Source organism: Geodermatophilus sp. SYSU D00697 (assembly GCF_054050175.1).
Genome location: NZ_JBJGYV010000048.1, coordinates 1 through 24,812 on the forward strand (window position 1 = coordinate 1; position 24,812 = coordinate 24,812).

At 74.8% G+C, this 24,812-nt stretch carries 26 protein-coding genes; 7 read left to right on the forward strand and 19 right to left on the reverse strand.

Annotated features, from left to right (window positions below; all coding sequences use genetic code 11):
- Positions 1-37: 37 nt before the first annotated feature.
- From ACI79C_RS24180 to ACI79C_RS24205, 6 genes are all read right to left on the reverse strand, one after another.
- The gene (locus ACI79C_RS24180; protein ID WP_456948247.1) at positions 38-1,441 is read right to left on the reverse strand and encodes a glycine--tRNA ligase; all 1,404 of its coding nucleotides are present in this window, start codon (positions 1,439-1,441) and stop codon (positions 38-40) included.
- A 98-nt stretch (positions 1,442-1,539) separates the two neighbouring features.
- The gene (locus ACI79C_RS24185) at positions 1,540-1,836 is read right to left on the reverse strand and encodes an antibiotic biosynthesis monooxygenase family protein (protein ID WP_456948248.1); all 297 of its coding nucleotides are present in this window, start codon (positions 1,834-1,836) and stop codon (positions 1,540-1,542) included.
- A gap of 8 nt (positions 1,837-1,844) precedes the next feature.
- Positions 1,845-2,597, reverse strand: a complete 753-nt coding sequence (locus ACI79C_RS24190; RefSeq protein WP_456948249.1) for an isoprenyl transferase — start codon at positions 2,595-2,597, stop codon at positions 1,845-1,847.
- Between the two features lie 23 nt (positions 2,598-2,620).
- Positions 2,621-3,403, reverse strand: a complete 783-nt coding sequence (gene recO, locus ACI79C_RS24195) for a DNA repair protein RecO (protein ID WP_456948250.1) — start codon at positions 3,401-3,403, stop codon at positions 2,621-2,623.
- A 16-nt stretch (positions 3,404-3,419) separates the two neighbouring features.
- Positions 3,420-4,334: a GTPase Era gene (gene era / locus ACI79C_RS24200; RefSeq protein ID WP_456948251.1), complete on the reverse strand. Its 915-nt coding sequence runs from the start codon at positions 4,332-4,334 to the stop codon at positions 3,420-3,422.
- Positions 4,335-4,403: 69 nt separating this feature from the next.
- Positions 4,404-6,215 carry a sigma-54-dependent Fis family transcriptional regulator gene (locus ACI79C_RS24205; RefSeq protein WP_456948252.1) on the reverse strand — a complete coding sequence of 604 codons (1,812 nt, stop codon included), beginning with the start codon at positions 6,213-6,215 and terminating at the stop codon, positions 4,404-4,406.
- Positions 6,216-6,375: 160 nt separating this feature from the next.
- Between ACI79C_RS24205 and ACI79C_RS24210 the strand changes: the two genes are divergently transcribed.
- The 3 genes from ACI79C_RS24210 (at position 6,376) to ACI79C_RS24220 (ending at position 9,952) form a co-directional block, all read left to right on the forward strand.
- A complete protein-coding gene (locus ACI79C_RS24210) occupies positions 6,376-8,022 on the forward strand; it encodes a flavin-containing monooxygenase (protein ID WP_456948253.1) in 1,647 nt (548 codons plus the stop codon).
- A 58-nt stretch (positions 8,023-8,080) separates the two neighbouring features.
- Positions 8,081-9,283 (forward strand): serine hydrolase domain-containing protein, encoded by a 1,203-nt coding sequence (locus ACI79C_RS24215; protein ID WP_456948254.1) that lies wholly within the window; start codon positions 8,081-8,083, stop codon positions 9,281-9,283.
- 72 nt (positions 9,284-9,355) lie between these two features.
- Positions 9,356-9,952: a hypothetical protein gene (locus ACI79C_RS24220; protein ID WP_456948255.1), complete on the forward strand. Its 597-nt coding sequence runs from the start codon at positions 9,356-9,358 to the stop codon at positions 9,950-9,952.
- A gap of 19 nt (positions 9,953-9,971) precedes the next feature.
- Here ACI79C_RS24220 and ACI79C_RS24225 read toward each other — a convergent pair whose 3' ends face one another.
- The 8 genes from ACI79C_RS24225 to ACI79C_RS24260 all read right to left on the reverse strand — a co-directional run bounded on the left by ACI79C_RS24225 (position 9,972) and on the right by ACI79C_RS24260 (position 16,377).
- A complete protein-coding gene (locus ACI79C_RS24225; RefSeq protein WP_456948256.1) occupies positions 9,972-10,301 on the reverse strand; it encodes a cytidine deaminase in 330 nt (109 codons plus the stop codon).
- Positions 10,302-10,307: 6 nt separating this feature from the next.
- Positions 10,308-11,642 (reverse strand): hemolysin family protein, encoded by a 1,335-nt coding sequence (locus tag ACI79C_RS24230; RefSeq protein WP_456948257.1) that lies wholly within the window; start codon positions 11,640-11,642, stop codon positions 10,308-10,310.
- Positions 11,639-12,202 carry an rRNA maturation RNase YbeY gene (gene ybeY / locus ACI79C_RS24235; RefSeq protein ID WP_456948258.1) on the reverse strand — a complete coding sequence of 188 codons (564 nt, stop codon included), beginning with the start codon at positions 12,200-12,202 and terminating at the stop codon, positions 11,639-11,641. The genes ACI79C_RS24230 and ybeY overlap by 4 nt, the downstream gene beginning before the upstream one ends.
- A 5-nt stretch (positions 12,203-12,207) precedes the next feature.
- The gene (locus ACI79C_RS24240) at positions 12,208-13,368 is read right to left on the reverse strand and encodes a PhoH family protein (RefSeq protein ID WP_456948259.1); all 1,161 of its coding nucleotides are present in this window, start codon (positions 13,366-13,368) and stop codon (positions 12,208-12,210) included.
- A gap of 90 nt (positions 13,369-13,458) precedes the next feature.
- A complete protein-coding gene (locus ACI79C_RS24245) occupies positions 13,459-14,271 on the reverse strand; it encodes an enoyl-CoA hydratase/isomerase family protein (protein ID WP_456948260.1) in 813 nt (270 codons plus the stop codon).
- Positions 14,268-14,498 carry a helix-turn-helix domain-containing protein gene (locus ACI79C_RS24250; RefSeq protein WP_456948261.1) on the reverse strand — a complete coding sequence of 77 codons (231 nt, stop codon included), beginning with the start codon at positions 14,496-14,498 and terminating at the stop codon, positions 14,268-14,270. Before ACI79C_RS24250 ends, ACI79C_RS24245 begins: the two co-directional genes overlap by 4 nt.
- 70 nt (positions 14,499-14,568) lie before the next feature.
- On the reverse strand, positions 14,569-15,945 hold the full coding sequence (locus ACI79C_RS24255; RefSeq protein ID WP_456948262.1) for a diguanylate cyclase domain-containing protein: 1,377 nt from the start codon (positions 15,943-15,945) through the stop codon (positions 14,569-14,571).
- A gap of 75 nt (positions 15,946-16,020) precedes the next feature.
- Positions 16,021-16,377 (reverse strand): histidine triad nucleotide-binding protein, encoded by a 357-nt coding sequence (locus ACI79C_RS24260; protein WP_456948263.1) that lies wholly within the window; start codon positions 16,375-16,377, stop codon positions 16,021-16,023.
- 206 nt (positions 16,378-16,583) lie between these two features.
- Between ACI79C_RS24260 and ACI79C_RS24265 the strand changes: the two genes are divergently transcribed.
- Genes ACI79C_RS24265 through ACI79C_RS24275 form a run of 3 tightly spaced genes read left to right on the forward strand, consistent with a single transcriptional unit; the run spans position 16,584 to position 19,899 of the window.
- Positions 16,584-17,546 carry a putative selenate ABC transporter substrate-binding protein gene (locus ACI79C_RS24265; RefSeq protein WP_456948264.1) on the forward strand — a complete coding sequence of 321 codons (963 nt, stop codon included), beginning with the start codon at positions 16,584-16,586 and terminating at the stop codon, positions 17,544-17,546.
- 53 nt (positions 17,547-17,599) lie between these two features.
- Positions 17,600-18,289: a phosphonate ABC transporter ATP-binding protein gene (locus ACI79C_RS24270; protein WP_456948272.1), complete on the forward strand. Its 690-nt coding sequence runs from the start codon at positions 17,600-17,602 to the stop codon at positions 18,287-18,289.
- Positions 18,286-19,899 carry a PhnE/PtxC family ABC transporter permease gene (locus ACI79C_RS24275; protein WP_456948265.1) on the forward strand — a complete coding sequence of 538 codons (1,614 nt, stop codon included), beginning with the start codon at positions 18,286-18,288 and terminating at the stop codon, positions 19,897-19,899. Before ACI79C_RS24270 ends, ACI79C_RS24275 begins: the two co-directional genes overlap by 4 nt.
- Before the next feature lie 101 nt (positions 19,900-20,000).
- Here the strand turns inward: ACI79C_RS24275 and ACI79C_RS24280 are convergent, their stop codons facing one another.
- From ACI79C_RS24280 to hrcA, 3 genes are read right to left on the reverse strand one after another with little or no spacing between them, the layout of a single operon-like run.
- The gene (locus ACI79C_RS24280) at positions 20,001-20,765 is read right to left on the reverse strand and encodes a 16S rRNA (uracil(1498)-N(3))-methyltransferase (protein WP_456948266.1); all 765 of its coding nucleotides are present in this window, start codon (positions 20,763-20,765) and stop codon (positions 20,001-20,003) included.
- Positions 20,766-20,823: 58 nt separating this feature from the next.
- The gene (gene dnaJ / locus ACI79C_RS24285; RefSeq protein ID WP_456948267.1) at positions 20,824-21,960 is read right to left on the reverse strand and encodes a molecular chaperone DnaJ; all 1,137 of its coding nucleotides are present in this window, start codon (positions 21,958-21,960) and stop codon (positions 20,824-20,826) included.
- 15 nt (positions 21,961-21,975) lie between these two features.
- Positions 21,976-22,998, reverse strand: a complete 1,023-nt coding sequence (gene hrcA / locus ACI79C_RS24290; protein ID WP_456948268.1) for a heat-inducible transcriptional repressor HrcA — start codon at positions 22,996-22,998, stop codon at positions 21,976-21,978.
- Here hrcA and ACI79C_RS24295 point away from each other — a divergent pair.
- On the forward strand, positions 22,958-23,593 hold the full coding sequence (locus ACI79C_RS24295) for a type II toxin-antitoxin system VapB family antitoxin (RefSeq protein ID WP_456948269.1): 636 nt from the start codon (positions 22,958-22,960) through the stop codon (positions 23,591-23,593). The two genes, hrcA and ACI79C_RS24295, sit on opposite strands and share 41 nt — an antisense overlap.
- A gap of 57 nt (positions 23,594-23,650) precedes the next feature.
- Here the strand turns inward: ACI79C_RS24295 and ACI79C_RS24300 are convergent, their stop codons facing one another.
- Both ACI79C_RS24300 and ACI79C_RS24305 read right to left on the reverse strand, forming a co-directional pair.
- Positions 23,651-24,256, reverse strand: coding sequence for a response regulator (locus ACI79C_RS24300; RefSeq protein ID WP_456948270.1), 606 nt, complete (start codon positions 24,254-24,256; stop codon positions 23,651-23,653).
- Entirely contained in the window at positions 24,253-24,708 is a 456-nt protein-coding gene (locus ACI79C_RS24305) for a sensor histidine kinase (RefSeq protein ID WP_456948271.1), read from the reverse strand. The genes ACI79C_RS24300 and ACI79C_RS24305 overlap by 4 nt, the downstream gene beginning before the upstream one ends.
- Positions 24,709-24,812: the final 104 nt, after the last annotated feature.

The following is a 24,812-nucleotide window of genomic DNA, read 5'->3' on the forward strand; positions in this document are numbered from 1 at the left end:
GCGGGTCCGGGCGCGGCCCCGGACCCGCACCGATCGCTCAACAGACGGGCAGGCGCGCCTTGAGGTGGCCCTCGACCTGGTCGAGGGAGATCCGCTCCTGGCTCATCGAGTCCCGCTCGCGGACGGTCACCGCGTCGTCGGTGAGGGTGTCGAAGTCGACGGTGAGGCAGAACGGCGTGCCGATCTCGTCCTGCCGGCGGTAGCGGCGGCCGATCGCGCCGGCGTCGTCGAAGTCGACGTTCCAGCTCTGCCGGAGCTTCGCGGCGAGGTCGCGGGCCTTGGGCGAGAGGTCGGCGTTGCGCGACAGCGGCAGGACGGCGGCCTTCACCGGCGCCAGCCGCGGGTCCAGCCGCAGCACGGTGCGGGTGTCGACCCCGCCCTTGGCGTTGGGCGCCTCGTCCTCGGTGTAGGCCTCGACGAGGAAGGCCATCAGCGAGCGGGTCAGGCCGGCCGCGGGCTCGATGACGTACGGCGTCCAGCGGGTGTTGGTGCCCTGGTCGAAGTAGGTGAGGTCGGCGCCGGAGTGCTCCGAGTGGGTCTTCAGGTCGAAGTCGGTGCGGTTGGCGATGCCCTCGAGCTCACCCCACTCCGAGCCCTGGAAGCCGAAGCGGTACTCGATGTCGACGGTGCGCGTCGAGTAGTGCGACAGCTTCTCCTTCGGGTGCTCGTAGTGGCGCAGGTTGTCCGGGGAGATGCCCAGGTCGGTGTACCAGCGGGTGCGCTCGTCGATCCAGTACTGGTGCCACTGCTCGTCGGTGCCGGGCTCGACGAAGAACTCCATCTCCATCTGCTCGAACTCGCGGGTCCGGAAGATGAAGTTGCCCGGGGTGATCTCGTTGCGGAAGGACTTGCCGATCTGGCCGATGCCGAACGGCGGCTTCTTCCGCGCCGCACCCATGACGTTGGCGAAGTTGACGAAGATGCCCTGCGCGGTCTCCGGGCGCAGGTAGTGCAGGCCGGACTCGTCCTCGACCGGGCCGAGGTAGGTCTTGAGCATCATGTTGAAGTCGCGCGGCTCGGTCCACGCGCCCTTCGTGCCGCAGTTCGGGCAGCTGATGTCGGCCAGGCCGTTCTCCGGCGCCCGGCCCTTGCGCGACTCGTAGTCCTCCTCGAGGTGGTCGGCGCGGAACCGCTTGTGGCAGCTCTGGCACTCGGTCAGCGGGTCGGTGAAGACCCCGACGTGCCCGGAGGCGACCCAGGTCTGGCGCGGCAGGATCACCGAGGAGTCCAGGCCGACGATGTCGTCGCGGCTCTGGACGACGGTGCGCCACCACTGCTTCTTGATGTTCTCCTTGAGCTCGACGCCCAGGGGCCCGTAGTCCCAGGCGGAGCGGGTGCCGCCGTAGATCTCGCCCGACGGGAACACGAAGCCCCGTCGCTTGCAGAGGTTGACCACCTTGTCGAGGCGGGCGGGGTCGTGCTTGGCGGTGCTGTCGCTCACGGCGAGAGGCTCCATCCGGCTGGCGGTCGGCGGGTTGACCCGTCCACGGTAGTTGTCCGGGCCGGGCCGCCCGGCGCGGCACCGCCGGCGCTGCCCCTTCAGGCGGGGTTGCCGGCGTTCTCGCCCGGCAGGTAGACCCCGGGTTCGTCGAGGGCGTGGACCCAGACCGGCGCCCCGGCGATCTTCACCTCGGCGGCGGAGAGCGCGCGGCGGTAGGCGCCGACGCCGTCCCAGCGGGTCACCAGCGCCCACAGCCCCGGGTCGTCGGCGGACCGGCCGAGCTCGCCGTCCCGGAACCCGGGCCGCGCGGCGAGGGCGGCCAGCAGCACCGCGACGTCGGCGGCCAGGGTGCCGGCGTCGCCCCCTGACACCCGCAGGCGGGTCACCGCGAACACGCCGCCCCCTATGCGGACCCGAAGCGGCGCTGCCGCGAGGCGTACTCCTCGCACGCGGCCCACAGGTGCCGGCGGTCGAAGTCCGGCCAGAGGGTGTCGAGGAAGACGAACTCGGCGTAGGCCGACTGCCACAGCAGGAAGTTGCTCGTGCGGTTCTCGCCGGAGCTGCGGACGAACAGGTCGACGTCGGGCATGTCGGGCTCGTCGAGGAAGCGGGCGACGGTCCGCTCGTCGACCTTGTCCGGGTCCAGCCGGCCGGCGGCGGCCTCGCGGGCGATCGCCGCGGCGGCGTCGGCGATCTCGGCGCGCCCTCCGTAGTTGACGCACATGGTCAGCGTGAGGACGTCGTTGTCGCGGGTCAGCTCCTCGGCGACCTCCAGCTCCTTGATGACGCTGCGCCACAGCCGCGGACGGCGGCCCGCCCAGCGCACGCGGACGCCGAGCTCGTGCATCTCGTCGCGGCGGCGGCGGATGACGTCGCGGTTGAAGCCCATGAGGAAGCGCACCTCCTCCGGGCTGCGCCGCCAGTTCTCGGTGGAGAAGGCGTAGGCGCTGATCGCGCCGATGCCGAGCTCGATCGCGCCCTCGACGCAGTCGAACAGCGAGGACTCCCCCGCCTCGTGGCCGGCGGTGCGCGGCAGCCCGCGCTGCTTGGCCCAGCGGCCGTTGCCGTCCATCACGATCGCGACGTGCTGCGGGACCTTGTCGGCCGGGAGCTCGGGCGGGCGGGCCCCGGACGGGTGCGGGTCGGGTGCCTTCACCGCACGACGCACGACCTCACGCCTCACTCGGCGAAGCTCACTTCCCGGCGGGGCGCCGACTCGCTCCGGTCCACCAGCGGCAGGGACCGCAGCCCGCGCTCGAGGTGCCACTGCAGCAGCGCGGCGACCAGGCCGCTGCCCTCCCGGCGGGTGGTGCCCTGGCTGGCCTCGGCGGCCGCCCAGTCCCCGCTGAGCAGGGCGTCGAGCAGCTCGATGGTCACCGGGTTGGGCATCGCTGACCCGGCCGGCCGGCAGGGCGGGCAGACCATGCCCCCGGCGGGCACCGAGAAGTGCCGGTGCGGGCCCTCCTCGCCGCAGCGGGCGCAGCCGGAGAGCGCCGGCTCCCAGCCGGCCACCGACATGGCGCGCAGCAGGAAGGCGTCGAGCACCAGCCCGGCCGGGTGGCTGCGCTCGGCCAGCGACCGCAGCGCGCCGATCACCAGGAGGAACAGCCGCAGCGAGGGCTCCTTCTCCTCGGCGGTGAGACGGTCGGCGGTCTCCAGCACCGCGGTGCCGGCGGTGTAGGCGGGGTAGTCCCCGGCGATCGGCTGGCCGTAGGAGCGGATCGTCTCGGCCTGGCTGACGATGTCGAGGTTCCGCCCGGTGTAGAGCTGCAGGTCCACGTGGGTGAACGGCTCCAACCGAGCGCCGAACTTGCTCTTGGTGCGGCGCACGCCCTTGGCCACCGCCCGGACCTTGCCGTGCCGGCGGGTGAGCACCGTGACGATCCGGTCGGCCTCCCCCAGCTTCTGGGTACGCAGGACGACGCCCTCGTCGCGGTACAGCGCCTTCGGTGTGGTGCTCATCGACCCAGCCCGTTCATCAGTACCCGAGCCTGTTCAGCTTCTTCGGGTCGTCCTGCCACTCGCCGAGCACGGTGACGTGCAGGTCGAGGTGCACCCGGGCGTCGAGCAGCGTCTCGATCCCCTGCCGCGCCTCGGTGCCGATCGCCTTGATGACCTCCCCGCCCCGGCCGAGCAGCATCGGCTTCTGGCTGGGCCGCTCGCAGTGCAGCAGCGCGTGCACCTCGACCAGCTCGCCGCCGGCCCGCTTGGGGTCGGGCCGGCGGGTCATCTCCTCCACGGTGACGGCGAGGGAGTGCGGCACCTCCTGGAAGACCTTCTCCAGCGCGGCCTCCCGCACCAGCTCGGCGATCTGCCGCTCGACGTCCTCGTCGGTGGTCTGCTCCTCCGGGTAGAGCGGCGGGCCCTCGGGCAGCAGGCCGACCAGGAGGTCCTCCAGCAGCTCGACCTGGTCGCCGGCGACCGCGCTGACCGGCACGACCTCGGCGGCGTCGACGAGGGAGCTGGCGGCCACCAGCTGCTCGGCGACCTGCTTCTTGGAGGCGACGTCGGTCTTGGTGACCACCACGACGACCGGCGCCTCCACCTCACGCAGTTGCCGGGCGATGAACCGGTCCCCGGTGCCGACGGGCTGGTCGGCCGGCACGCAGAAGACCACGACGTCGACGTCGGCCAGGGTGTCGCGGACGACGTCGTTGAGCCGGCGGCCGAGCAGGCTCTTGGGCTTGTGCAGGCCGGGGGTGTCGACGAGCACGAGCTGCCCGCCCGGCCGGTGGACGACGCCGCGGATGGCGTGCCGGGTGGTCTGCGGGCGGTTGCTGACGATGCCGACCTTCTCGCCGACCAGCGCGTTGGTGAGCGTGGTCTTGCCGGCGTTGGGGCGGCCCACGAGGCAGGCGAAGCCGCTGCGGTAGGGCTGGTCCGGCGAGGTCACCCGACCAGTCTCCCACCGCCGGACGACAGCCCCGCCCACCTCTGCCGGTGCCCTGCACCGTGGCGGCGGTCAGGTGTCGCCGACGCCGTAGGTCCTGATCTTCCGGTACAGCGAGCTGCGGGCCATCCCGAGCGACGCGGCGGCGTGCATCCGGTTGCCCCCGCAGTCCCGCAGCGCCGCGACGATGGCGTCGCGCTCGGCGACCTCGATCGGGGTGAGGGTCCGCGTCCCCGCCGTCTGGCAGTGGCCCGGGAGGTCCCCGGGCCGGATGTCCCCCACCGGACGCCGGGACAGCGCCTCCTCCAGCGCCTCGCGCAGCTGCGTGAGGTTGCCCGGCCAGGGATGACGACCGAGGAGCCGCAGGGCGTCCGGGTGGACCCGGACGCGTCGTCCCGGGGCCAGCTCGCCGAGGAGCCGGGCCACCACGGCCGGCAGGTCCGCGGCGCGGAACCGCAGGGGCGGCAGCGTCACCGACTGGTCGAAGGCACCCAGCAGGCCCCGGAACGGCCGGTCCTCCCCGAGGCTCGACTCGTCGACCGTCGCCGCCACCAGGCAGCCGCCCCGGGTGTCGGAGGCCAGCCAGCGGTGGACGGCGCCCACCCCGTCGACGTCCAGCCGGTCGAGGTGCTCCAGGACGACGAGCGCGGGGCCGTCGACGGCGCAAGGCAGCGCACCGGCCTCTCGCAGCAGACGGTCGGCGTCCCCGGTCACCGCCCGCCCGGCCGGGTGGAGCTCCCGGAACAGCTCGACGACGAGGGTCCGGCGACCGGTGCCCGGCTCACCCATGACCAGCAGCGCGTCGCCCCGGTCGAGGGCTGCGGCGATCTGCGCCCCCGCGCCGGTCCACGCCGGTGACCGGCTCACCCCGACCGGCCCGGGCCGACGGCGGGCGGTGGCCCCGGGCGGCGCCGGGAGGCCCGCACCCGCTACCGCCGGCGCTGCTGCGCCGCGCTGCACCGGGATGCCGGGCCCGAGCCTGCCGGGGTCCTCGTCGAGCAGGAGGACGATGCCGGCGACCTCCTCGCCGGCGAGGATCCGCTTCGCGCGCAGCCGCACGCGCCGCCCGGAGTCCAGGACGAGGGACTCCCGCACCCGGTCCCGGCGACCCATGAGGTAGAGCGCGTGCTGCTGGATGGCCGACTGCTCGGCCGGGCTGAACAGCTGCTGGGCGCGCCGGTTCACCATCACCGACTCGCCCACCGCCATGACCGCCTGCCGGGGACGGGCGTCGGCCCTGGCGAAGGTCTCGAACAGGGCCTGCAGCGACTGGCCGCGGTCGAGCAGGAGGTTGTGACCGATGTCGGCGGCCGCGCGCCGTACGAGGGACTGCATCAACGGCGTCCAGTCCTCGGCCAGCGAGCTGACGTCGAGGACGCCCTCGACGCGGCCGGTGACCGGGTTGAGGATAGGGGCGCCGGTGCAGGCGAACCGCACGAGGGCCTCGGTGAAGTGCTCGGCCCCGACGACGCTGACCGACGTCCCGGCCTCGAAGACGGTGCCGATCCCGTTGGTCCCCACGCCGCCCTCGGCGAAGCTGAACCCGGCGGTGAAGTCGACCCGGTCCAGCGGCCGGCCCACCGCCGTCGAGCAGTCCAGCCGGTGCACGATGCGCGCCTGCGCGTCGGAGAGCGCGATCGCCACCGGGACGTCGACCATCTCGTCGGCCAGCCGCTCGATGACCGGGCGGGCGCACCGGACCAGCCGCGAGTCGAGGTCGACGTCGTCGTGGTGCCGGATGCGGTACTCGTCGGCGTCCACGCCCGCCGACCGGCTGCGCCGCCACGAGGCGGCCACCAGGTCCCGGACGCCGGCCGGCCCGCCGCCGAGGAACTGCGCCCGGGCGGCCGCGACGCGCAGCCGGTCTCCATGGTCCAGGTCCATGAGCACCTCCCGCACGCCCGGCGACCCGGCGGTGACCCGCCCGGCGGGATTCCACCAGCGGGACGGCAGGTCAGGACTGTCCCAATCTCGGACACCTCGTCCGGCCGGGACGTCGCTCCAATGTGTCCATCCGACGTGACCGAGGACACAGGAGCAGGCGATGACAGTCCACGCACCCGCAGCGGCCACGGCCGAGGGCGACGCCCCGGTCCACGAGCTCGACGCCCTCGTCATCGGCGCCGGCGTGGCCGGCCTCTACCAGCTGCACCAGCTGCGCCGGCAGGGGCTGCGCGTGCGGGTCTACGACGCGGCCGACGACGTGGGCGGCACCTGGTACTGGAACCGGTACCCGGGCGCGCGCTTCGACTCCGAGGCCTACATCTACCAGTACCTGTTCGACGAGGACCTGTACACCGGCTGGAGCTGGAGCCACCGCTTCCCGGACCAGCCGGAGATCGAGCGGTGGATGCACTACGTCGCCGACCGCCTGGACCTGCGCCGCGACATCCAGTTCTCGACCACGGTCACCGGCGCCCGCTTCGACGAGGACCGCGGACGCTGGACGGTCACCACCGACCGCGGCGAGACGATCGACACCCAGTTCCTCGTCACCTGCGCCGGCATGCTCTCGGCACCGCTGGACCACGTCTTCCCCGGGCAGGACACCTTCCGCGGCACGATCGTCCACACCTCGCGGTGGCCGCGCGAGGACGTCGACCTCGAGGGCAAGCGGGTCGGCGTGGTGGGCATCGGAGCAACCGGCATCCAGGTGATCCAGACGATCGCCGACCGGGTCGGCCACCTCACGGTGTTCGCCCGCACCCCGCAGTACGTGCTGCCGATGAAGAACCCCGCCTACGGGCCGGAGGACGTGGCCGCCTACAAGGCCCGGTTCCCCGAGCTGCGGGAGACCCTCCCCCGCACCTTCACCGGCTTCGAGTACGACTTCGAGGTGGCGTGGGCCGACCTCACCGCCGAGCAGCGGCGGCAGCGGCTGGAGGACATCTACGAGAACGGGTCGCTCAAGTTGTGGCTGGCCTCCTTCGCCGAGATCTTCTTCGACGAGCAGGTCAGCGAGGAGGTCTCGGAGTTCCTCCGCGAGAAGATGCGCCGGCGGCTGCGGAACGACCCGCACCTCTGCGACGTGCTGGTCCCGACCGACTACGGGTTCGGCACCCACCGCGTCCCGCTGGAGACCGACTACCTGGAGGTCTACCACCGCGAGAACGTCGAACTGGTCGGCGTCCGGGACAACCCGATCTCGCGCGTGGTCCCCGAGGGGCTGGTGCTGCGCGACGGCACCGTGCACGAGTTCGACGTGATCATCCTCGCGACCGGCTTCGACGCCGGCACCGGCGCGCTGACCCGGATCGACATCCGGGGCCGGGAGGGTCGCTCGCTCGGGGAGGACTGGAGCCGCGACATCCGCACGACGATGGGCCTGATGGTGCACGGCTACCCCAACCTGCTCACCACCGCCGTGCCCCTCGCGCCGTCCGCCGCGCTGTGCAACATGACGACCTGCCTGCAGCAGCAGACGGAGTGGATCAGCGACTGCCTCCGTCACCTGCGCGACCAGGGCAAGACCGTCATCGAGCCGACAGCGGACGCCGAGGACGCCTGGGTCGCCCACCACGACGAGACGGCCGCGGCCAACCTGATCTCCCGGACGACGTCCTGGTACGTAGGTTCGAACGTGCCCGGCAAGCCGCGGCGGGTGCTCTCCTACACCGGCGGAGTCGGCACCTACCGGGAGAAGTGCGACGCGGTGGCCGCCGCCGGTTATCCGGGCTTCGAGATCCGCTGACACCCCGCCGGTGCGCCGGGCTCCCGGCGCGCCGCCCACCACCACTGGGAGGACTGCGATGACGCAGACGACACAGACCACGCAGAGGTTCACCGAGGCGGCGGACGAGATCCTCGACCGCGCCGTCCGAGCGGACGCCCCGGTCGCCGGGGTCGTCGCCATGGTCACCGACCGCACGCACAACGTCTACGAGGGAGCGGCCGGTGCCCGCCGCCTCGGCGGGGACGACGCCATGACCACCGACACCGTCTTCGCCCTCTTCTCGACCACCAAGGCGATCACCGCGACCGCGGCGCTGCAGCTGGTCGAGGAGGGCCGCCTGGACCTCGACGCCCCGGCCAGCACGCACGCCCCCGGGATCGGCGAGCTCCAGGTCCTCGACGGCTTCGACGCCGACGGCTCCCCGCGGCTGCGCGCGCCGCGACGGGAGATCACGACCCGGCACCTGCTGACCCACACGGCCGGGTTCGGCTACGACTTCTTCAACGAGCACTACAACCGGCTGGCCACCGAGCACGGCCAGCCCAGCGTCATCACCGCGACGAAGGCCTGCCTGCAGACCCCCCTGCTGTTCGATCCCGGGGAGCGGTGGGAGTACGGCTCGAACATCGACTGGGCCGGGCAGGTCGTGGAGGGCGTCACCGGCCAGCGCCTCGGCGACGTCTTCGCGGCCCGCATCTTCGAGCCCCTGGGCATGGCGGACACGTCCTTCGAGCTCGACGACCGGCTGCGGGCCCGACGGGCGACCATGCACGCGCGCGGCGAGGACGGCTCCCTCACGCCGATGGACGACTTCGAGCTGCCCCAGCCGCCGGAGGCGCACATGGGCGGACACGGGCTCTACGGGACGGTCGGTGACTACATGCGGTTCATCCGGATGTGGCTGAACGACGGCCGAGGGGAGAGCGGCGCCGTCCTCCAGCCCGAGACGGTGCGGATGGCAGTGCAGAACCACCTCGGCGACCTGAAGGTGACGATGCTGCCCGGGGTCATCCCGTCGCTGTCCAACGACGCCGAGTTCTTCCCCGGGCTGTCGAAGTCGTGGTCACTGCCGTTCATGGTCAACGACGAGCCCGCCCCGACCGGCCGGCCGGCCGGCGCCCTGGGCTGGGCGGGCCTGGCCAACCTGTTCTACTGGGTCGACCGCGCCAACGGGTACGGCGGGTTCTGGGCCACCCAGGTCCTGCCGTTCGGTGACGCCACCTCGTTCGGCGGCTACCTGGAGTTCGAGTCCGCCCTGTACCGCGCACTCGAGACCTGAGCGCACCACGGCCGGGAGGGACGGTCCGCCGCCCCTCCCGGCCGTCCCGCGGGCACCTGGGAGGATGCCGCAGTGGCGGGACGGAGGAGACGGGAGCAGGCCGAGCCCCTGGCGGTGCGGGTGCTGCGGGAGCGTGAGCGGCACGCCGCGCAGGTGGCCGCGTACGGCTTCTTCCCCGGGCGGGGCCCGCGGCGCGCCGCGACGGTGACGCCCGCGCCGCTGGCGTACTGGCAGTACAACCCCGCGCGGGCCTGGCTGGTGCTCGCCGCGGTGCTGTTCGTCGCGGCGTGGCTGGGGCTGTTCGCCTGGACCGGCGGGCCGGCCGCGGTCGCCGGCGAGGTCCCGATCGCGCTGGTGGTCGGCGTCGCGGTGGTGGTGCTGTCCACGACCCGGCTCACCGTCTCCGACTCGGGGCTGTCCTCCGACGTCGCCGGGTTGCGGCGGACGTCGGCGCTGCAGGTCGTCGCCCGCAGCGCCGTGCTGGAGGTCCGCCGCGGTGCGCCGCCCGAGGGCTGGCCGAAGGCGCGGCGCCGGGGCGGCTGGTGGCCGGGGCGGACGCGGGTCGCCGTCCGCCACCTCGCGGCCGATGGCACGACCGAGCAGGCTCTCACCGTGTGGGTGCGCGACCCGGAGGCCTTCGCCGGCGCCCTCGGGCACCCCCTGCACTGACCCTGCAGGGGGTCCTCGGTCAGGCGGTGGCGCGGACCGCGCCGTCCGGGCCGGCGAGGAACACCGGGGCGGACGGCGTGAGGTCGTGGACGGCGCTCAGCCCGGCCTCCTCCACCGCGTCGGCGGCCGAGACGACCGCCGCGGCCTCGAGCCCCTCCACCCCGCTGGAGACGGCGGCGGCGACGGCGGCCTGCAGCGCGGAGAGCCCGAGCGACGGGAGCGCGACGGTCGCCGCGACGTAGGTGCGCCCGTCGGTGTCGCGCACGGCCGCGCCCTCGGGGGCACCGGTGCGGCCCCGGGCGGAGCGGGCGAGGGTGACGAGCTTGGCGTCCTCGGGCTGTAGGTCCACGAGGGGTCAGCCTTCCACGGCCGCCGGCACGTCCGCCCGGGTGGCTCCCGACTCCTCGCCCTCCTCGGCCGCGGGCTCGGGCACCCGGCAGACCAGGATCGTGTCGATCCGGTTGCGCCGGCCCCCGGTGCTCTCGGCGACCAGGCGCAGCCCGCCCACCTCGGCCTCGGAGCCCTCGATCGGCACCCGGCCCAGCTCGCGGGCGAGCAGTCCGCCCACGGTCTCCACGTCGTCGTCCTCGGGGAGCTCCACGCCGAAGAGCTCGGCGAGGTCGCCCACCGGCAGCCGGGCGGTGATCCGGGCCGAGCCGTCGGGCAGCTGCTCGACCGGCGGCCGCTGGAACGCGTCGTGCTCGTCGGCGATCTCGCCGACGATCTCCTCGAGGATGTCCTCGATGGTGACCAGCCCGGCGAATCCGCCGTACTCGTCGACGACGATCGCGATGTGGATGCGCTGGGCCTGCATGTCCCGCAGCAGCTCGTCCACCGGCTTGGACTCGGGCACGAACGTCGGCCGCCGCATGATCTCCTCGACCCGCGGCCCGTTCTTCGGGTCGCCCTGGGCGCGGCGGATCAGGTCCTTGAGGTAGACGACACCGACGACGTCGTCGACGTTCTCCCCGATCACCGGGATGCGGCTGAAGCCGCTGCGCAGCGCCAGCGCGAGCGCCTGGCGGACGGTCTTGGTGCGCTCGATCCAGACCACGTCGGTGCGCGGCACCATCACCTCGCGGGCGATCGTGTCGCCCAGCTCGAACACCGAGTGGATCATGTTGCGCTCGCCGGACTCGACGACGCCGCGCTCCTCGGCCATGTCGACCAGCTCGCGCAGCTCGACCTCGGAGGAGAACGGCCCGTCACGGTAGCCGCGACCCGGGGTGATCATGTTGCCGACCAGGATCAGCAGGGTGGCGACCGGTCCCAGCACCCGCCCCAGCAGCCGGACGACCCCGGCGCTGGCCAGGGCGACGCCGTATGCGTGCTGGCGGCCGAGGGTGCGCGGCCCGACGCCGACCAGCACGTAGCTGACCACGGTCATGACGCCGGCCGCGGTGAGCACGGTCTGCCAGCCCCCGCCCCACAGCCGGTACAGGACGACGGTGCCCAGCACCGCCGCGACCATCTCGCAGGCGATCCGCAGCAGGAGCAGCAGGGCCACGTGGCGGGCGCGCTCGCCCACGACGTCGGCCAGCACGGCGGCGCGCGCGACGCCGTCCCGCCGCATCTCGTCGACCCGCGCCTTGGAGACGCGCTGCAGGGCAGCGTCCATGGCGCCGAAGAGGCCCGCGAGCGGGATCAGGCAGACGGCGATCACCAGCAGGGTGATCTCGCCGGAGGTCATCGCTGGCCCGGCCCCCGGTCGCGGGCCCCCTGCTCGGCGGGGCCCCGGCCGGCGGCCCCCCGGTCGACGGCCCCCCGGTCGACGGCATCGCCGGTCATGGGCGCCCGCGGTGCGGAGCGCCAGCCCTCGAGCAGCTTCGACTGCAGGCCGAACATCTCCTTCTCCTCGTCGGGCTCCATGTGGTCGTAGCCCAGGATGTGGAGCACGCCGTGGGTGGCGAGCAGGATCAGCTCGTCGTCCATCGTGTGGCCGGCCGCGCGCGCCTGGCGGACGGCGACCGCGGGGCAGAGGACGACGTCCCCGAGCAGCGCCGGGCCGGGCTCGGGCTCGTCGGGACGGCCGGTGTCCAACTCGTCCATGGGGAAGGCGAGGACGTCGGTCGGCCCCTTCTCCCCCATCCAGCGCTCGTGCAGCGTGCTCATGTAGTCGCTGTCGACGCACAGCACCGACAGCTCGGCCATGGGGTTGACCCCCATCTCGGCGAGCACGTAGGTGCAGATCGCGGCCAGCGAGGACTCGTCGACGGCGATCTCGGACTCGTTGGCGACCTCGACGGGCATGCCGGTCAGCTCCCCTGCCGGCGCGGCCGCGAGGGGCGCACCGGCGGCTGGGAGCCGCTCGCCGGTGCGCTGCGCTTCTGCGAGGCGTCCCAGCGCTCGTAGGCGTCGACGATGTCGCCCACCAGCCGGTGGCGGACGACGTCGGAGCTGGTCAGGTTCGCGAAGTGGACGTCCTCGATGCCGTCGAGGATCTCGCGGACGATCTTCAGCCCGCTCTGCGCGCCGCCGGGCAGGTCGACCTGCGTGACGTCGCCGGTGACCACGATCTTGGACCCGAAGCCGAGCCGGGTGAGGAACATCTTCATCTGCTCGGCGGTGGTGTTCTGCGCCTCGTCGAGGATGACGAAGGCGTCGTTCAACGTCCGACCGCGCATGTAGGCCAGCGGCGCCACCTCGATGGTGCCCGACTGCATGAGCCGGGGGATCGACTCGGGGTCGACCATGTCGTGCAGCGCGTCGTACAGCGGCCGCAGGTACGGGTCGATCTTCTCCGACAGCGTGCCGGGCAGGTAGCCCAGCCGCTCGCCGGCCTCGACCGCCGGCCGGGTGAGGATGATCCGGTTGACCTGCTTGGTCTGCAGCGCCTGCACCGCCTTGGCCATCGCCAGGTAGGTCTTGCCGGTGCCGGCCGGGCCGATGCCGAAGACGACGGTGTGCGCGTCGATGGCGTCGACGTAGCGCTTCTGGTTCAGCGTCTTGGGCCGGATCGTGCGGCCCCGCCGGCTGATGATGTCGAGGCTGAGGACGTCGGCCGGGCGCTCGGATCCGCCCGCGCGGAGCATGCCGATGACCCGGCGCACCGAGTCGGGGCGCAGCGCCTGGCCGGTGCCGAGCAGCGCGATCAGCTCGTCGAAGACGGCGACGGCGAAGGCGTTGTCGGCCGGCTGCCCGGTGACGGCGATCTCGTTGCCGCGCACGTGGACGTCGGTGTCGACCTCGTTCTCGACGAGCCGGAGCAGCTCGTCCCCGGTGCCGAGCAGGGCGACCATGGGGACCGAGTCGGGGACGGTGATGGTGGTCCGCACCGCGGCCGGGGCGACGTCCCCCAGGCCGGGAACGGACGGGGCGGGCGAGCCGAGGTGGCCGTCCGCCGCTGCGGCCTGGGCCGAGGCCTCACGGGACGTGGGGGCACCCGGCACGGGGACGTTCGGGGAGGAGTCGGGCAAGAACCCTCGACCCTGCCTTCCTGCGACGGCGATCTGGACGTTCGGAGTCTACCCGCGGCCCGGCCCGCGGAACCGCGCGTCGAGGGCCGCTCACCGCCCGGAGTAGGTGGCCTTCCCCGGCCCCTCGGTGAGGAAGGAGCGGACCGCGCCGCGCAGGTCCTCGGTGCCGAACAGCGCCCCGGAGACCTCCGGGACCAGGTCGTCGGCGGCCCGTGCGCCCGCGCGGACGGCGGTGCCCACGAGCGTCTTGGTGGCCGCGTGGGCGACGGTCGGGCCGGCGGCGACGCGGCGGGCGTAGCCGCGGGCGGCCTCGGCGAAGCCGTCGTCGGGGAGGACCCGGTTGACCACGTTCCAGCGCTCCAGCACCGCGGCCGGGTGGCGCTCCCCGGTGAAGACGAGCTCCTTGGCCCGGGCGGGGCCGGCCCGCTCGGCCAGCCGCTGCGGCCCGCCCATCGACGGGGTCAGCCCGACGACGATCTCGACCAGCCCGAACGACGCGCTCTCGGCGGCGAGCAGCACGTCGCAGGCCAGCGCGAGCTCGAAGGCGGCGGTGAGGGTCAGCCCGTGCGCGGCGAACACCGTGGGCACCGGCAGGTCCTCGACCGCCTGGGCGACCCGCAGCAGCCGGCGCCACAACCGGGCGCCCTCCCCCACGGGGTCCGGGCCCTCGGCGATGTCGCGGAAGAAGGTGACGTCGACCCCACCGGAGACGACCCTGCCCCGCGCCTCCACCAGCACCGCCCGGGCGCGGCCGGGGTCCGCCGGGTCGGTCAGCGCGGCCAGCTCGTCGGCGACCCGCTCGATCGCGTCGAACACCGGGGCGTCGAAGAGGTTCAGCGGCGGGTTGTCCAGGACGACGACGGCGACGTCGCCGTCCCGCTCGATGCGCACGGGCTCGGTCATGCGCCGAGCCTGTCGCCGCGGGGCCGCCGGGGCCACTCCGGCCGGTCAGCCGCCGGGCGGCGTGAGCGGGACCAGACCGCTGCGGAAGCGAAGGCGACCGCCTGCACGCGGTCACGCAGGTCGAGCTCGGTGAGCACCCGGGACAGGTGGGTCTTCGCGGTCGCCTCGCCGAGGTACGGGCGAGCGGCGATCTCGGCGTCGGACAGCCCCTCGGCGACCAGCCGCAACGCGCGCCCGGCTGGCCTCCTGACCCCCGCGACGACGGCTCCCCTGCGCGTGGTGGGCCGTCGTCCCGGGTCAGCCCACGGAGGCGTGGTGGTCGCGCTTGACCCGGTACATCGCGACGTCCGCCCGCCTCAGCAGCGCCTCGGGGCCGTCCCCGGGGCGGGACAGCGCGGCGCCGGTGCTGACCCCCACGCTCACCTGCACCCGCCCCGCGGGGCCGCCGTCCACGGTCAGCGGGGCGGTGACCGCGTGGTGGATGCGCTCGACCACCAGGGCGGCGGCCTCCTCCGTGGGCACGTCGGGGCAGACGACGACGAACTCGTCGCCGCCGAGCCGGCCCACCGTGTCCCCGGGGCGCAGCACCGTGTGCAGCCGCCGGGCGGTCTCCCGCAGCACCGTGTCGCCGGCCGCGTGACCCCACGCGTCGTTGACCGCCTTGAAGCCGTCGAGGTCGCAGAAGAGGACGGCGACCGGGACGCCCGACCGCACCGCACCGTGCAGGGCGGAACGGACCCGGTCGACCAGGAGCCCGCGGTGCGGCAGGCCGGTCAGCGTGTCGTGCAGCGCCTCCGCCCGGAGCTGGTCCTCCAGCTCGCGCTGCCGGGTCACGTCGGCCATCGCGACGACGCCGCCGAGCGACTCGCCGTGCGGGCCGTGGATGGGCGCGCCGGTGACCGAGAGCCGGCGCGGCGCCCCGCTCCCGGACGCCAGGACGACCTCCACGTCGCTGACCGCTCCGCCCGCCAGCACCGTGGCGAGCGGCAGCTCCTCGTCGCGCAGCGGGGTCGTCGCATCGGGTCGGTACAGGCCGAGCTGCCGGGCCACGCCGGAGCCCAGGACGGCGTCGGGGCCCACGTCGCCGTGCCACGCCCGGCCGACGCGGTTGAACAGCTGGACCCGCCCCTCGGCGTCGGCCGCCACCACCCCGACCGGCAGGGCGTCCAGCAGCGCCCGGTCGAACGCCCGCGCGCGGGTCAGCTCCGCCGCCAGCTCACCGACCAGCCGGCTCTGCCGGCACCGTTCCAGCAGCGCCACCACCACGTCGGCGAGGTCGGCCAGCCGCTGCTCGTCGAGCTCGCTGAACTCGTGCGGCTCGGGATCGAAGACGCACAGGGTGCCGATCACGGCGCCGTCCAGCCGCAGCGGCGCGCTGGCGTACCCCCGGACGCCGCCGTACCGGCCGTCCACCCACGGGCTGCCCGCGAAGCGCGGATCGGTGGTCAGGTCCGCGCTGGCGAAGACGCCGTCGGTGAGCGCGCGGGTCTGGTGGCACAGGGACTCGGCGCGCGGTGAGGTCCCGCCGGCGAAACCGTGCGTGGCGAGCTGGCACTGGTGCTCGGACTCGAGGACGTTGACCGTCGCGCAGGGAGTCGCCAGCAGCGCCGCGGCCAGCCGCACGATCGTGCACAGCTCGGCGTCGGCCAGGAGCCCCGGGTCGTCATGGGTCACACCAGGGGCATCGGTGCGCCGGCGACCGGGGTGCAGCCGCCGGCGCCCCGCCGTCCCCCGGACGGGGGAGCGCCCTCAGCCGGGCGGCCAGTTGAGGTGCCGGCCGCCCAGGACGTGCAGGTGCACGTGGTGCACGGTCTGCCCGGCCGCCGGACCGGTGTTGGTCACGACCCGGTAGCCGGGCTCGACGTCGTACTCGGTCGCCAGCCCCTCCTGCACCGCCACCTCGTGCGCCGCGCGGACGACGGCGGCCAGCAGGTCGGGGTCGGCGGCGGCCAGGGAGGCGACCGTGGGGTGGTGGTCCCGCGGGATCACCAGGACGTGCGTCGGGGCCTGCGGGTTGATGTCCCGGAAGGCGAGGGTCCGGTCGGTCTCGTGCACGACGGTGGCCGGGACCTCACCGGCGACCATGCGGCAGAACAGGCAGTCCACGTCCCGGACCCTAGGAGGACCGCCCTCCCCCCACACCTCGTGAGAGGACCCCCTGCCCCCACCGCTCGCGAGCTCACGGCGGGACCCTGCAGAGGGCCGGCGGGCCCCTGAGGGGTGGCCGCCCGCGGCCCGGTACAGGATGGGCCTCCCCGTTCCCTCTCCCGGAGGTGTCCCGTGCCCGCCCGCTCCCCCAGCTCGAGGACGTAGTGAGCACCCGTCGCGTCGCCCGGTCGGGTGGCCCCGGAAGCCCGCTCCCCCCGCTCTCCCGCCGCTCCCTGCTCGCCGGTGCCGGCATCGCCCTCGCCGCCGCGCTGCCCGGCTGCGGCCACTCCTCCCCCGTCTCCGCGGGGGCCCCGGACCCCGGCGGCCCGCTGCGCATCGGCGCCATCCCCGACCAGGACCCCGAGGTCCTCCAGCGCCTCTACGGCACCGTCGCCGACTCGATGGCGGCCGCGCTCGACCTCGAGGTCGAGTACCGCCCGGTCACCGACTACGGCGCCGCGGTCTCGCTGTTCCGCACCGGCGACCTCGACCTCGTCTGGTTCGGCGGGCTGACCGGTGTCCAGGCCCGGCTGCAGACGCCCGGCGCCGAGCCGATCGCCCAGCGCGACATCGACGAGCGCTTCACCTCCGTCTTCGTCGTCAACGCCGGCACGGGGCTGGCGCCGTCCGGCGACCTCCCCGCGCTGGCCGGGCTGCGGTTCACCTACGGCAGCGAGACCTCGACCTCCGGCCGGCTCATGCCCGCGTACTTCCTCCGCGAGGCCGGGGTCGACCCGCAGGGGTTCCCCGGCGGGCCGGGCTTCTCCGGCTCGCACGACGCCACGCTGGCGCTGGTCGCCTCGAACAGCTACCAGGCCGGCGTGCTCAACGCCCAGGTCTGGACGTCGCGGTCGGCGGAGGGTGCCGTGGACCCGGCCGTCGTCCGGTACGCCGAGACGCCGACCTACCACGACTACCACTGGTTGCTCGGCCCGCGGGCCGCCGAGCGGCTCGGCGCCCCGGACCTGCCCGGCCGGCTGCGGGCGTACCTCACCGGCCTGTCGGCCGACGACCCGGACGACGGCGAGGTCCTCGACCTGTTCGGCGCCGGCTCCTTCGTGCCGACCGAGGCCGCGAACTACGACCAGATCGAGGAGATCGGCCGCGACCTGGGACTGGTCAGCTGACCGCCGTCCTGCGGCTCTCCGGCGTCGAGGTCCGGTACGGCGGGACGACGGCGCTGGCCGGGGTCGACCTCACGGTCGGTCCCGGCGAGCGGGTGGCCGTCGTGGGCGCGTCGGGAGCCGGGAAGTCCACGCTGCTGGGGCTGGCCAACGGGACGGTGACGCCCACGGCCGGGTCGGTCCGCGTGCTGGGCGCCGACCCGGCCGCGCTCCGCGGGCGGGCGCTGCGGCGGCTGCGCGCCCGGGTGGGCACGGTCCACCAGCACCTGGACCTCGTCGGCCAGCTGCGGGTGGTGCACAACGTGAACGCCGGCCGGCTGTCGGACTGGCCCAGCGCGCGGGCGGCGTGGTCGCTGGTGCGTCCGCAGGGCGTGCCGGAGGTGGTCGCCGCGCTCGACCGGGTCGGGCTGGCCGACCGCGTCTTCGAGCGCACTGAGCGGCTCTCCGGCGGCCAGCGGCAGCGGGTGGCGATCGCCCGGCTGCTGGTCCAGCGGCCCGACCTCGTGCTCGCCGACGAGCCCGCATCCGCGCTGGACCCGGCGCTGGCCGACCGCGCGCTGGAGCTGCTGGGCGGGCTCGCCCGGGCACGGGGTGGGGCCCTGGTCGCCGCCCTGCACGACCCCGGCCTGGTGTCCCGGCACTGCGACCGGGTGGTCGGCCTGGCCGACGGTCGGGTCGTGCTCGACCGCTCGGCGGCGGCGCTGTCGGCCGCGGACCTCACCGCGTTCTACGGGGCACCGGCGTGACGACGCTCCTGACGCGGCCGGCCGCCCCGGTGACGCCCTCGCTGCGGCGGGACCGCCGCCGGTGGCTGTGGGCGGCCGGCGGGGCCGCCGTCCTGCTGTGGTCGCTGGCCGGAGCCGGGCTGTTCAGCGGCCCGGTGGTCAACCGCGACGGCACCGCGCAGGTCGGCCGGTTCGCCGGGGCAGCCCTCTCCCCCGCCCTCGACGCGGAGTTCCTCGGGGTGCTGGCCCGGTCGGTGCTGGTCACCGTCGCCTACGCCGCGGCCGGCACCGCCCTGGCCCTGGTGCTCGGTGCGGTCGGGGCGGTGCTGGTCTCCCGCACCACCTGGGGACGGCGCCGGCTCGGCTGGCTGGCCGCCCGCGGGGTCCTCGCCGTCCCGCGGGGCCTGCACGAGGTGGTGTGGGGGCTGCTGCTGGTCAACCTGCTGGGCCTGGACCCGTGGGTCGGCGTGCTCGCGATCGGCCTGCCCTACGGGGCGGTGACCGCCAAGGTCTTCGCCGACCTGGTCGACGAGGTCCCCCGCGGCAGCTACGCGGCACTGCTGGCGGCCGGGTCCGGACGGCTCCCGGCCGCGCTCTACGCGCTGCTGCCCGCCGCGGCGGGCGGGCTGCTCTCGTACTCCTTCTACCGGCTGGAGTGCGCGGTGCGCTCGGCGGTGGTCCTGGGCCTGATCGGCGCCGGGGGGCTGGGCTACCAGCTGTCGCTGTCGTTCGCGTCGCTGCGCTGGGACCAGGTGTGGAGCGCCGTGTACGCGCTGGCGCTGCTGTGCCTGGTCGCCGACGTCGTCGGGCGCGGGGTGCGCCGTCGGCTGGCCGCGCCCCCGCCGTCCCGTCGGCGGGACCCCGTGGCGGCCGCTGCGGTCGCCGGGGCCCTGCTGCTCGCCGGCTGGTCGTGGTGGTACCTGGCGCTGTCCCCGGCGGCACTGGTCTCGGCCCGGACCACCGAGCAGCTGTCCTCCGTGCTGGGCGCGGCCTGGCCGCCGGCCACCGACGGCGGCCTGCTGCGCCAGATCGGCTCCGTGGCGGTCGACACCGTGCAGATGTCGGTGATCGCGATCGCCGTGGCCACCCTGGGAGCGGTGCTGGTGGCCGGTGTCGCGGCCCGCCCGGCGGGGCGGCTCCGGCCCGGTCGGCAGGTCGTGGGCGCGCTGGTGCGGGTGGGGCTGCTCCTGCTGCGCGCGGTGCCGCCGCCGGTGTGGGCGCTCGTGCTGCTGTTCGTGCTCCTGCCGGGGGTGCTGCCCGGCGCGCTGGCGCTCGGGGTCTACACGCTCGGCGTGCTCGGCCGGCTGGCCGCGGAGGCCACCGAGGAGCTGGACCCGCGGCCGCGGGCGGCGCTGACCGCGTCGGGGGCCCGTCCCGCGGCGGCGTGGCTGTACGGCGTCCTGCCCCTCGCGGCCGGACCGGTGCTGGCCTACGCGCTCTACCGCTGGGAGGTGGTCATCCGCGACACGGTCCTGGTCGGGCTGCTCGGCGCCGGCGGGCTCGGCGCGCTCCTGGCCTCGGAGCTGGCCGCGTTCGACTGGGCGGCGGTGACCACGGTGCTCGCCGCGGTCGTCGTCCTGACCTTCGCCGTCGACCTGGTCAGCGACCGGGCGCGCGCCGCGCTGCGCTGAGGTCGGCCGCGATCAGGTGACCTGATCGTCGAGTGTCCTCCCCCACGGTCTGCGGTGAGGGAGGACACGCCACGATCAGGGTCCCTGATCGTGGCGCGGGCTCACGCCCAGCGGGTGCGGACCGACAGGGCGGCCAGCGCCGCGGCCCCCGCGGTGGAGGTGCGCAGCACCTCGGGGCCCAGCCGCACCGGACGCGCACCGGCGGCGGCCAGGGCGACGACCTCGCCGTCGGAGAGGCCGCCCTCGGGGCCGACGATGACCGCGACGGTGCCGGACGTCGGCAGCTCGAGCCGCGCCAGCGGGTGGCGGGCCTGCTCGTGCAGCACCAGGGCCAGGTCGACGTCGGCCAGCGCCCCGCACACCTGACGGGTGGTCATCAGGTCGGTGACCTCGGGCACCCGCGGGCGCCGGGACTGCTTGCTGGCCGTCCGCGCGGCGGCCCGCCACTTCGCCACGCCCTTGGCCGCCCGGTCCTCGCGCCAGCGGGTGACGCAGCGCGACGCCGCCCACGGCACGATCCGGTCGACGCCGAGCTCGGTGGCCAGCTCCACCGCCAGCGGACCGCGCTCGCCCTTGGGCAGCGCCTGCACCAGGACCAGCTCCAGCGCCGGCGGGGGCACCTCGTGCCGGGCGGAGACCGCGACCCGCAGGCCCTCCGGCCCGGCGGAGGCGACCTCGCCCTCGGCGACGGTCCCCCGGCCGTCACCCACCCGCACCCGCTCACCCACGGTCAGCCGCAGGACGTCGACGGCGTGCCGGCCCTCGGCGCCGTCGACGAGCAGCTGCTCGGCGTCGGGCAGCTCGTCGAGCAGGAACAGCGGCGCGCCGTCGAGCTCGGGCACGCGGTCGTCGGTCACCACGCTCACGTGCCCTCCTCGCCGGCGCTCGTCGGCCACGTCGACACCGCTGGGTCCGGCCGCGGGATCACTTGAACACGTCACGCACGCGGGAGAACAGCCCCCCGTGCTCCTCCGAGTGGGACGCCGCCGGACGGTCCTCGCCGCGCAGGGCGGCGAGCTCCCGCAGCAGCTTCTCCTGCTCGGCGTCGAGACGGGTCGGGGTCTCCACCTCGACGTGCACGAGCAGGTTGCCGCGCCCGGTGGCGCGCAGCCGCGGCGCGCCCTTCGCGCGGAGGGTCAGCACGCTGCCCGACTGCGTGCCGGGCCGGATGTCGACCTCCTCCTCGCCGTCGAGGGTCTCCAGCGTGAGGGTGGTGCCGAGCGCGGCGGCGGTCATGGGCAGCGTGACCCGGCAGTGCAGGTCCTCGCCGTCCCGGGTGAAGACCGGGTGCGGGTTCTCGTTGATCTCGACGTAGAGGTCGCCGGCCGGGCCGCCGCCGGGGCCGACCTCGCCGTGGCCGGTCAGCCGGATGCGCATGCCGTCCTCGACGCCGGCCGGCACCTTGACCGGGATGGTGCGCCGCGCCCGGACCCGCCCGTCGCCGCCGCACTTGGGGCACGGCTCGGGGATGACCTGGCCGGTGCCGGCGCAGGTCGGGCAGCTGCGCGAGGAGACCACCTGGCCGAGGAAGGAGCGCTGCACGCTCTGCACCTCGCCGCGGCCGGCGCAGGTGACGCAGGTGGTGGCGTGCGTCCCCGGCGCGGTGCCGGCGCCGGTGCACGCGTCACAGAGGACCGCGGTGTCGACCGTGATCTCCCGGGTGGTGCCGAACACCGTCTCGTCGAGGTCGAGGTCGATCCGGATCAGCGCGTCCCCGCCGGCACGGACGCGGCTGCGCGGGCCCCGGGCGGTGGCCCCGCCGCCGAAGAAGGCGTCCATGATGTCGCCGAGGCCACCGAACCCGGCACCCGCGAACGGCCCGCCCGCACCCGCACCGGCGCCGCTGTCGAACGGGTCGCCGCCGAGGTCGACGATGCGGCGCTTGTCCGGGTCGGTCAGCGCCTGGTAGGCGCGGCTGACCTCCTGGAAGCGCTCCTTGGCACCGGGGTCGGGGTTGACGTCGGGGTGCAGGTCGCGGGCCAGCCGGCGGTAGGCCTTCTTGATCTCCGCGTCGCTGGCGCCGCGGGAGAGCCCGAGGACGCCGTAGTAGTCGGTTGCCATCGAGAAGTCTCAGCCTCAGCTCTCGGCCAGGATCTGGCCGACGTAGCGGGCCACGGCGCGGACCGCGGCCATGTTCGTTGGGTAGTCCATGCGGGTGGGGCCGACGATGCCCAGGCCACCGAGCGCGCGGTCCGCGGAGCCGTACCCCACGGAGACCACCGACGCACCGGTGAGCGCCTCGTGCGCGTTCTCCTCGCCGATGCGCACGAGCACCGCGCCGCCGGTGTCCACCTCGCTGATCAACCGCAGGACCACGACCTGTTCTTCCAACGCCTCCAGCAGCAGGCGCAGGTTGCCGGGGAACTCGCGTGCCTCGCGGGCCAGGTTCGCCGTCCCGCCGACGATCAGCCGGTCCTCGCGGGGCTCGACGAGGGTCTCGATCAGGGCGGCGCTCACCGCGGCCACCAGCGGGCGCAGGTGCGGCGGAGCGGTGTCGAGCAGGTCGGGCACCCGGCTCCCGGCGTCGGCCAGCTTGGCCCCGCTGAACGCGGTGTTCAGCAAGCTGCGCAGCTCGGCGACGTCGTCGCGGTCGACGTCGACCGGGCACTCGACGACGCGCTGCTCGACCCGGCCGGTGTCGGTGATCAGCACCAGCAGCAGCCGGGAGTTGGCCACCTGCACCACCTCGAGGTGGCGCACCGAGCTGCGCGACAGCGTCGGGTACTGGACGACGGCGACCTGGTGGGTCAGCTGGGCGAGCAGGCGGACCGTCCGGCTGAGGACGTCGTGCAGGTCGAGGGCGCCGTCGAGGAAGCGCTCGATGGCCTTGCGCTCGGCCACCGACAGCGGCTTGAGCGCCGAGAGCCGGTCGACGAAGAGCCGGTAGCCCTTGTCGGTGGGCACCCGGCCGGCACTGGTGTGCGGCTGGGTGATGTAGCCCTGCTCCTCGAGCACGGCCATGTCGTTGCGGATGGTGGCGGGTGAGACGCCGAGGTCGTGTCGCTCGGCGAGGGCCTTGCTGCCCACCGGGTCGTTGGTCGAGACGTAGTCCTGGACGATGGCCCGCAGGACCTGCAGGCGGCGCTCGTCGTGCGCCACGGTGACACCTCCCCGTACCGGTCGACGGCCGCTCGGACGGCTGGCACTCGCACGGACAGAGTGCCAGTCCAGCATACGTCGGACACCGGACCGAGTCGCGTGGCTCGCGCGACCGGGGGACGTCGTGCACCCGGGCAGGCCCCCGGCCCCGGCGACGCCGGCCGATAGGCTGACGACGGTTCGACGCCCTCTCACGGGGGCCCGCAGAGAGGAGGTCGGGAACCTGATCTTCAAAGCGGTCCGCACCGGCCGGCCCTATCCCGACCACGGCCTCTCCACGCGGGACTGGGCCATGATCCCGCCCCGGCAGATCCGGCTCGACACCCTCGTCACGACCAAGAGCGAACTGGCGCTGGACACCCTGCTGGCCGACGACTCGACCTTCTACGGCGACCTGTTCCCCCACGCCGTCCAGTGGCACGGGGAGCTCTACCTCGAGGACGGCCTCCACCGGGCCCTGCGGGCAGCGCTGCAGCAGCGCAACGTCATCCACGTCCGGGTGCTCGACCTCGACGCGCTGATGCCGGCCGAGCCCACCGGCCCGACCACCGAGGCGATCCCCGCCCAGCCCCCGGTGCCTGGTCCCCGGGACTGACGGCCCCTGTGCAGGGTCCCGCCGCGCCTGCGAGCGGTGGGGGGCTCGGGGGTCCTCCTACAGCCAGCCCTTCTCCTCGGCCACGCGGGCGGCCTCGACGCGGGTCCGGGCGCCGGTCTTGCCGATCGCCGAGGACAGGTAGTTGCGCACCGTCCCCTCGGAGAGGAACAGCCGACGGGCGATGTCGGCGACGGTCGCGCCGTCCGCGGCCTCCCGGAGCACGTCGGCCTCCCGCGTCGACAGCGGCGTCGCGCCCAGGGCCAGCGCCGCCGCGGCCAGGTCGCGGTCGATGACCCGCTCCCCGGCCACCACCGCGCGGATGGCGCGGGCCAGCTCGGCGACCGGCGAGTCCTTGACCAGGAACCCCGCGGCGCCCACCTCCATGGCCCGGCGCAGGAACCCCGGCCGGCCGAAGGTGGTGAGCACGACCGCCCGGCAGGTGGGCACCGCCCCGGCCAGCTCCCGGGCCGCCTCGATGCCGTCGCAGCCGGGCATCTCGATGTCGAGCAGCGCGACGTCGGGCCGGTGCTCGCGGGCCGCGTCCACCACCTGGTCGCCGCGGCCCACCTCGGCGACGACGTCGATGTCCTCCTCCAGCTCGAGCAGCGCGCGCAGCGCCCCCCGGACCATGGTCTGGTCCTCGGCGATCAGCACCCGGATCACGGCGCCGCCACCCGGGCCGCGACCGGCACCTCCGCGGCGAGCCGGAACCCGCCCCCGGGGGCGGCGCCGGTCTCCAGCCGGCCGTCGAGCCCGGCCAGCCGCTCCTCGAGCCCGGACAGCCCCGCGCCCGCGCCAGGGCCCTGCTCTCCGGGACCGCGCCCGTCGTCGGTCATGGTCAGCACCGCGCGGGCGTCGGTGACCCCGAGGTCGACGGTGACCGTGCGGGCGCCGCTGTGCCGCAGCACGTTGGTGGTCCCCTCGCGGACCACCCAGCCGAGGACGGCGTCCACCGGGCCGGGCAGCGGCGGCACGGTGCGCGGCGGGCGCAGCGTGATCCCCGCGGCGGAGAGCGCGGCGCGGGCCTCGGCGAGGGCGAGCGCGACGCCGATCTGCCGGTAGCCGCTCACCGCCTCGCGCACGTCGGCCAGCGCCCGGCGGGCGGCGGTCTCCACGTCGGCCATCTCGGCGCGGGCCCCCGCCGGGTCGCCCTACGCCATCCGACCGGCCACCAACCGCTTGACCCCGAAGAGCGACAGGCTGTGGCCGACCAGGTCGT

Bases quoted from the DNA above. Each gene is read 5' to 3' on its own strand.
- recO (WP_456948250.1), bottom strand. From the start codon at position 3,403: ATGAGCACCACACCGAAGGCGCTGTACCGCGACGAGGGCGTCGTCCTG.
- ACI79C_RS24205 (WP_456948252.1), bottom strand. From the start codon at position 6,215: ATGGACCTGGACCATGGAGACCGGCTGCGCGTCGCGGCCGCCCGGGCG.
- ACI79C_RS24210 (WP_456948253.1), top strand. From the start codon at position 6,376: ATGACAGTCCACGCACCCGCAGCGGCCACGGCCGAGGGCGACGCCCCG.
- ACI79C_RS24215 (WP_456948254.1), top strand. From the start codon at position 8,081: ATGACGCAGACGACACAGACCACGCAGAGGTTCACCGAGGCGGCGGAC.
- ACI79C_RS24230 (WP_456948257.1), bottom strand. From the start codon at position 11,642: ATGACCTCCGGCGAGATCACCCTGCTGGTGATCGCCGTCTGCCTGATC.
- ybeY (WP_456948258.1), bottom strand. From the start codon at position 12,202: ATGCCCGTCGAGGTCGCCAACGAGTCCGAGATCGCCGTCGACGAGTCC.
- ACI79C_RS24245 (WP_456948260.1), bottom strand. From the start codon at position 14,271: ATGACCGAGCCCGTGCGCATCGAGCGGGACGGCGACGTCGCCGTCGTC.
- dnaJ (WP_456948267.1), bottom strand. From the start codon at position 21,960: ATGGCAACCGACTACTACGGCGTCCTCGGGCTCTCCCGCGGCGCCAGC.
- ACI79C_RS24295 (WP_456948269.1), top strand. From the start codon at position 22,958: ATGGCCCGCAGGACCTGCAGGCGGCGCTCGTCGTGCGCCACGGTGACA.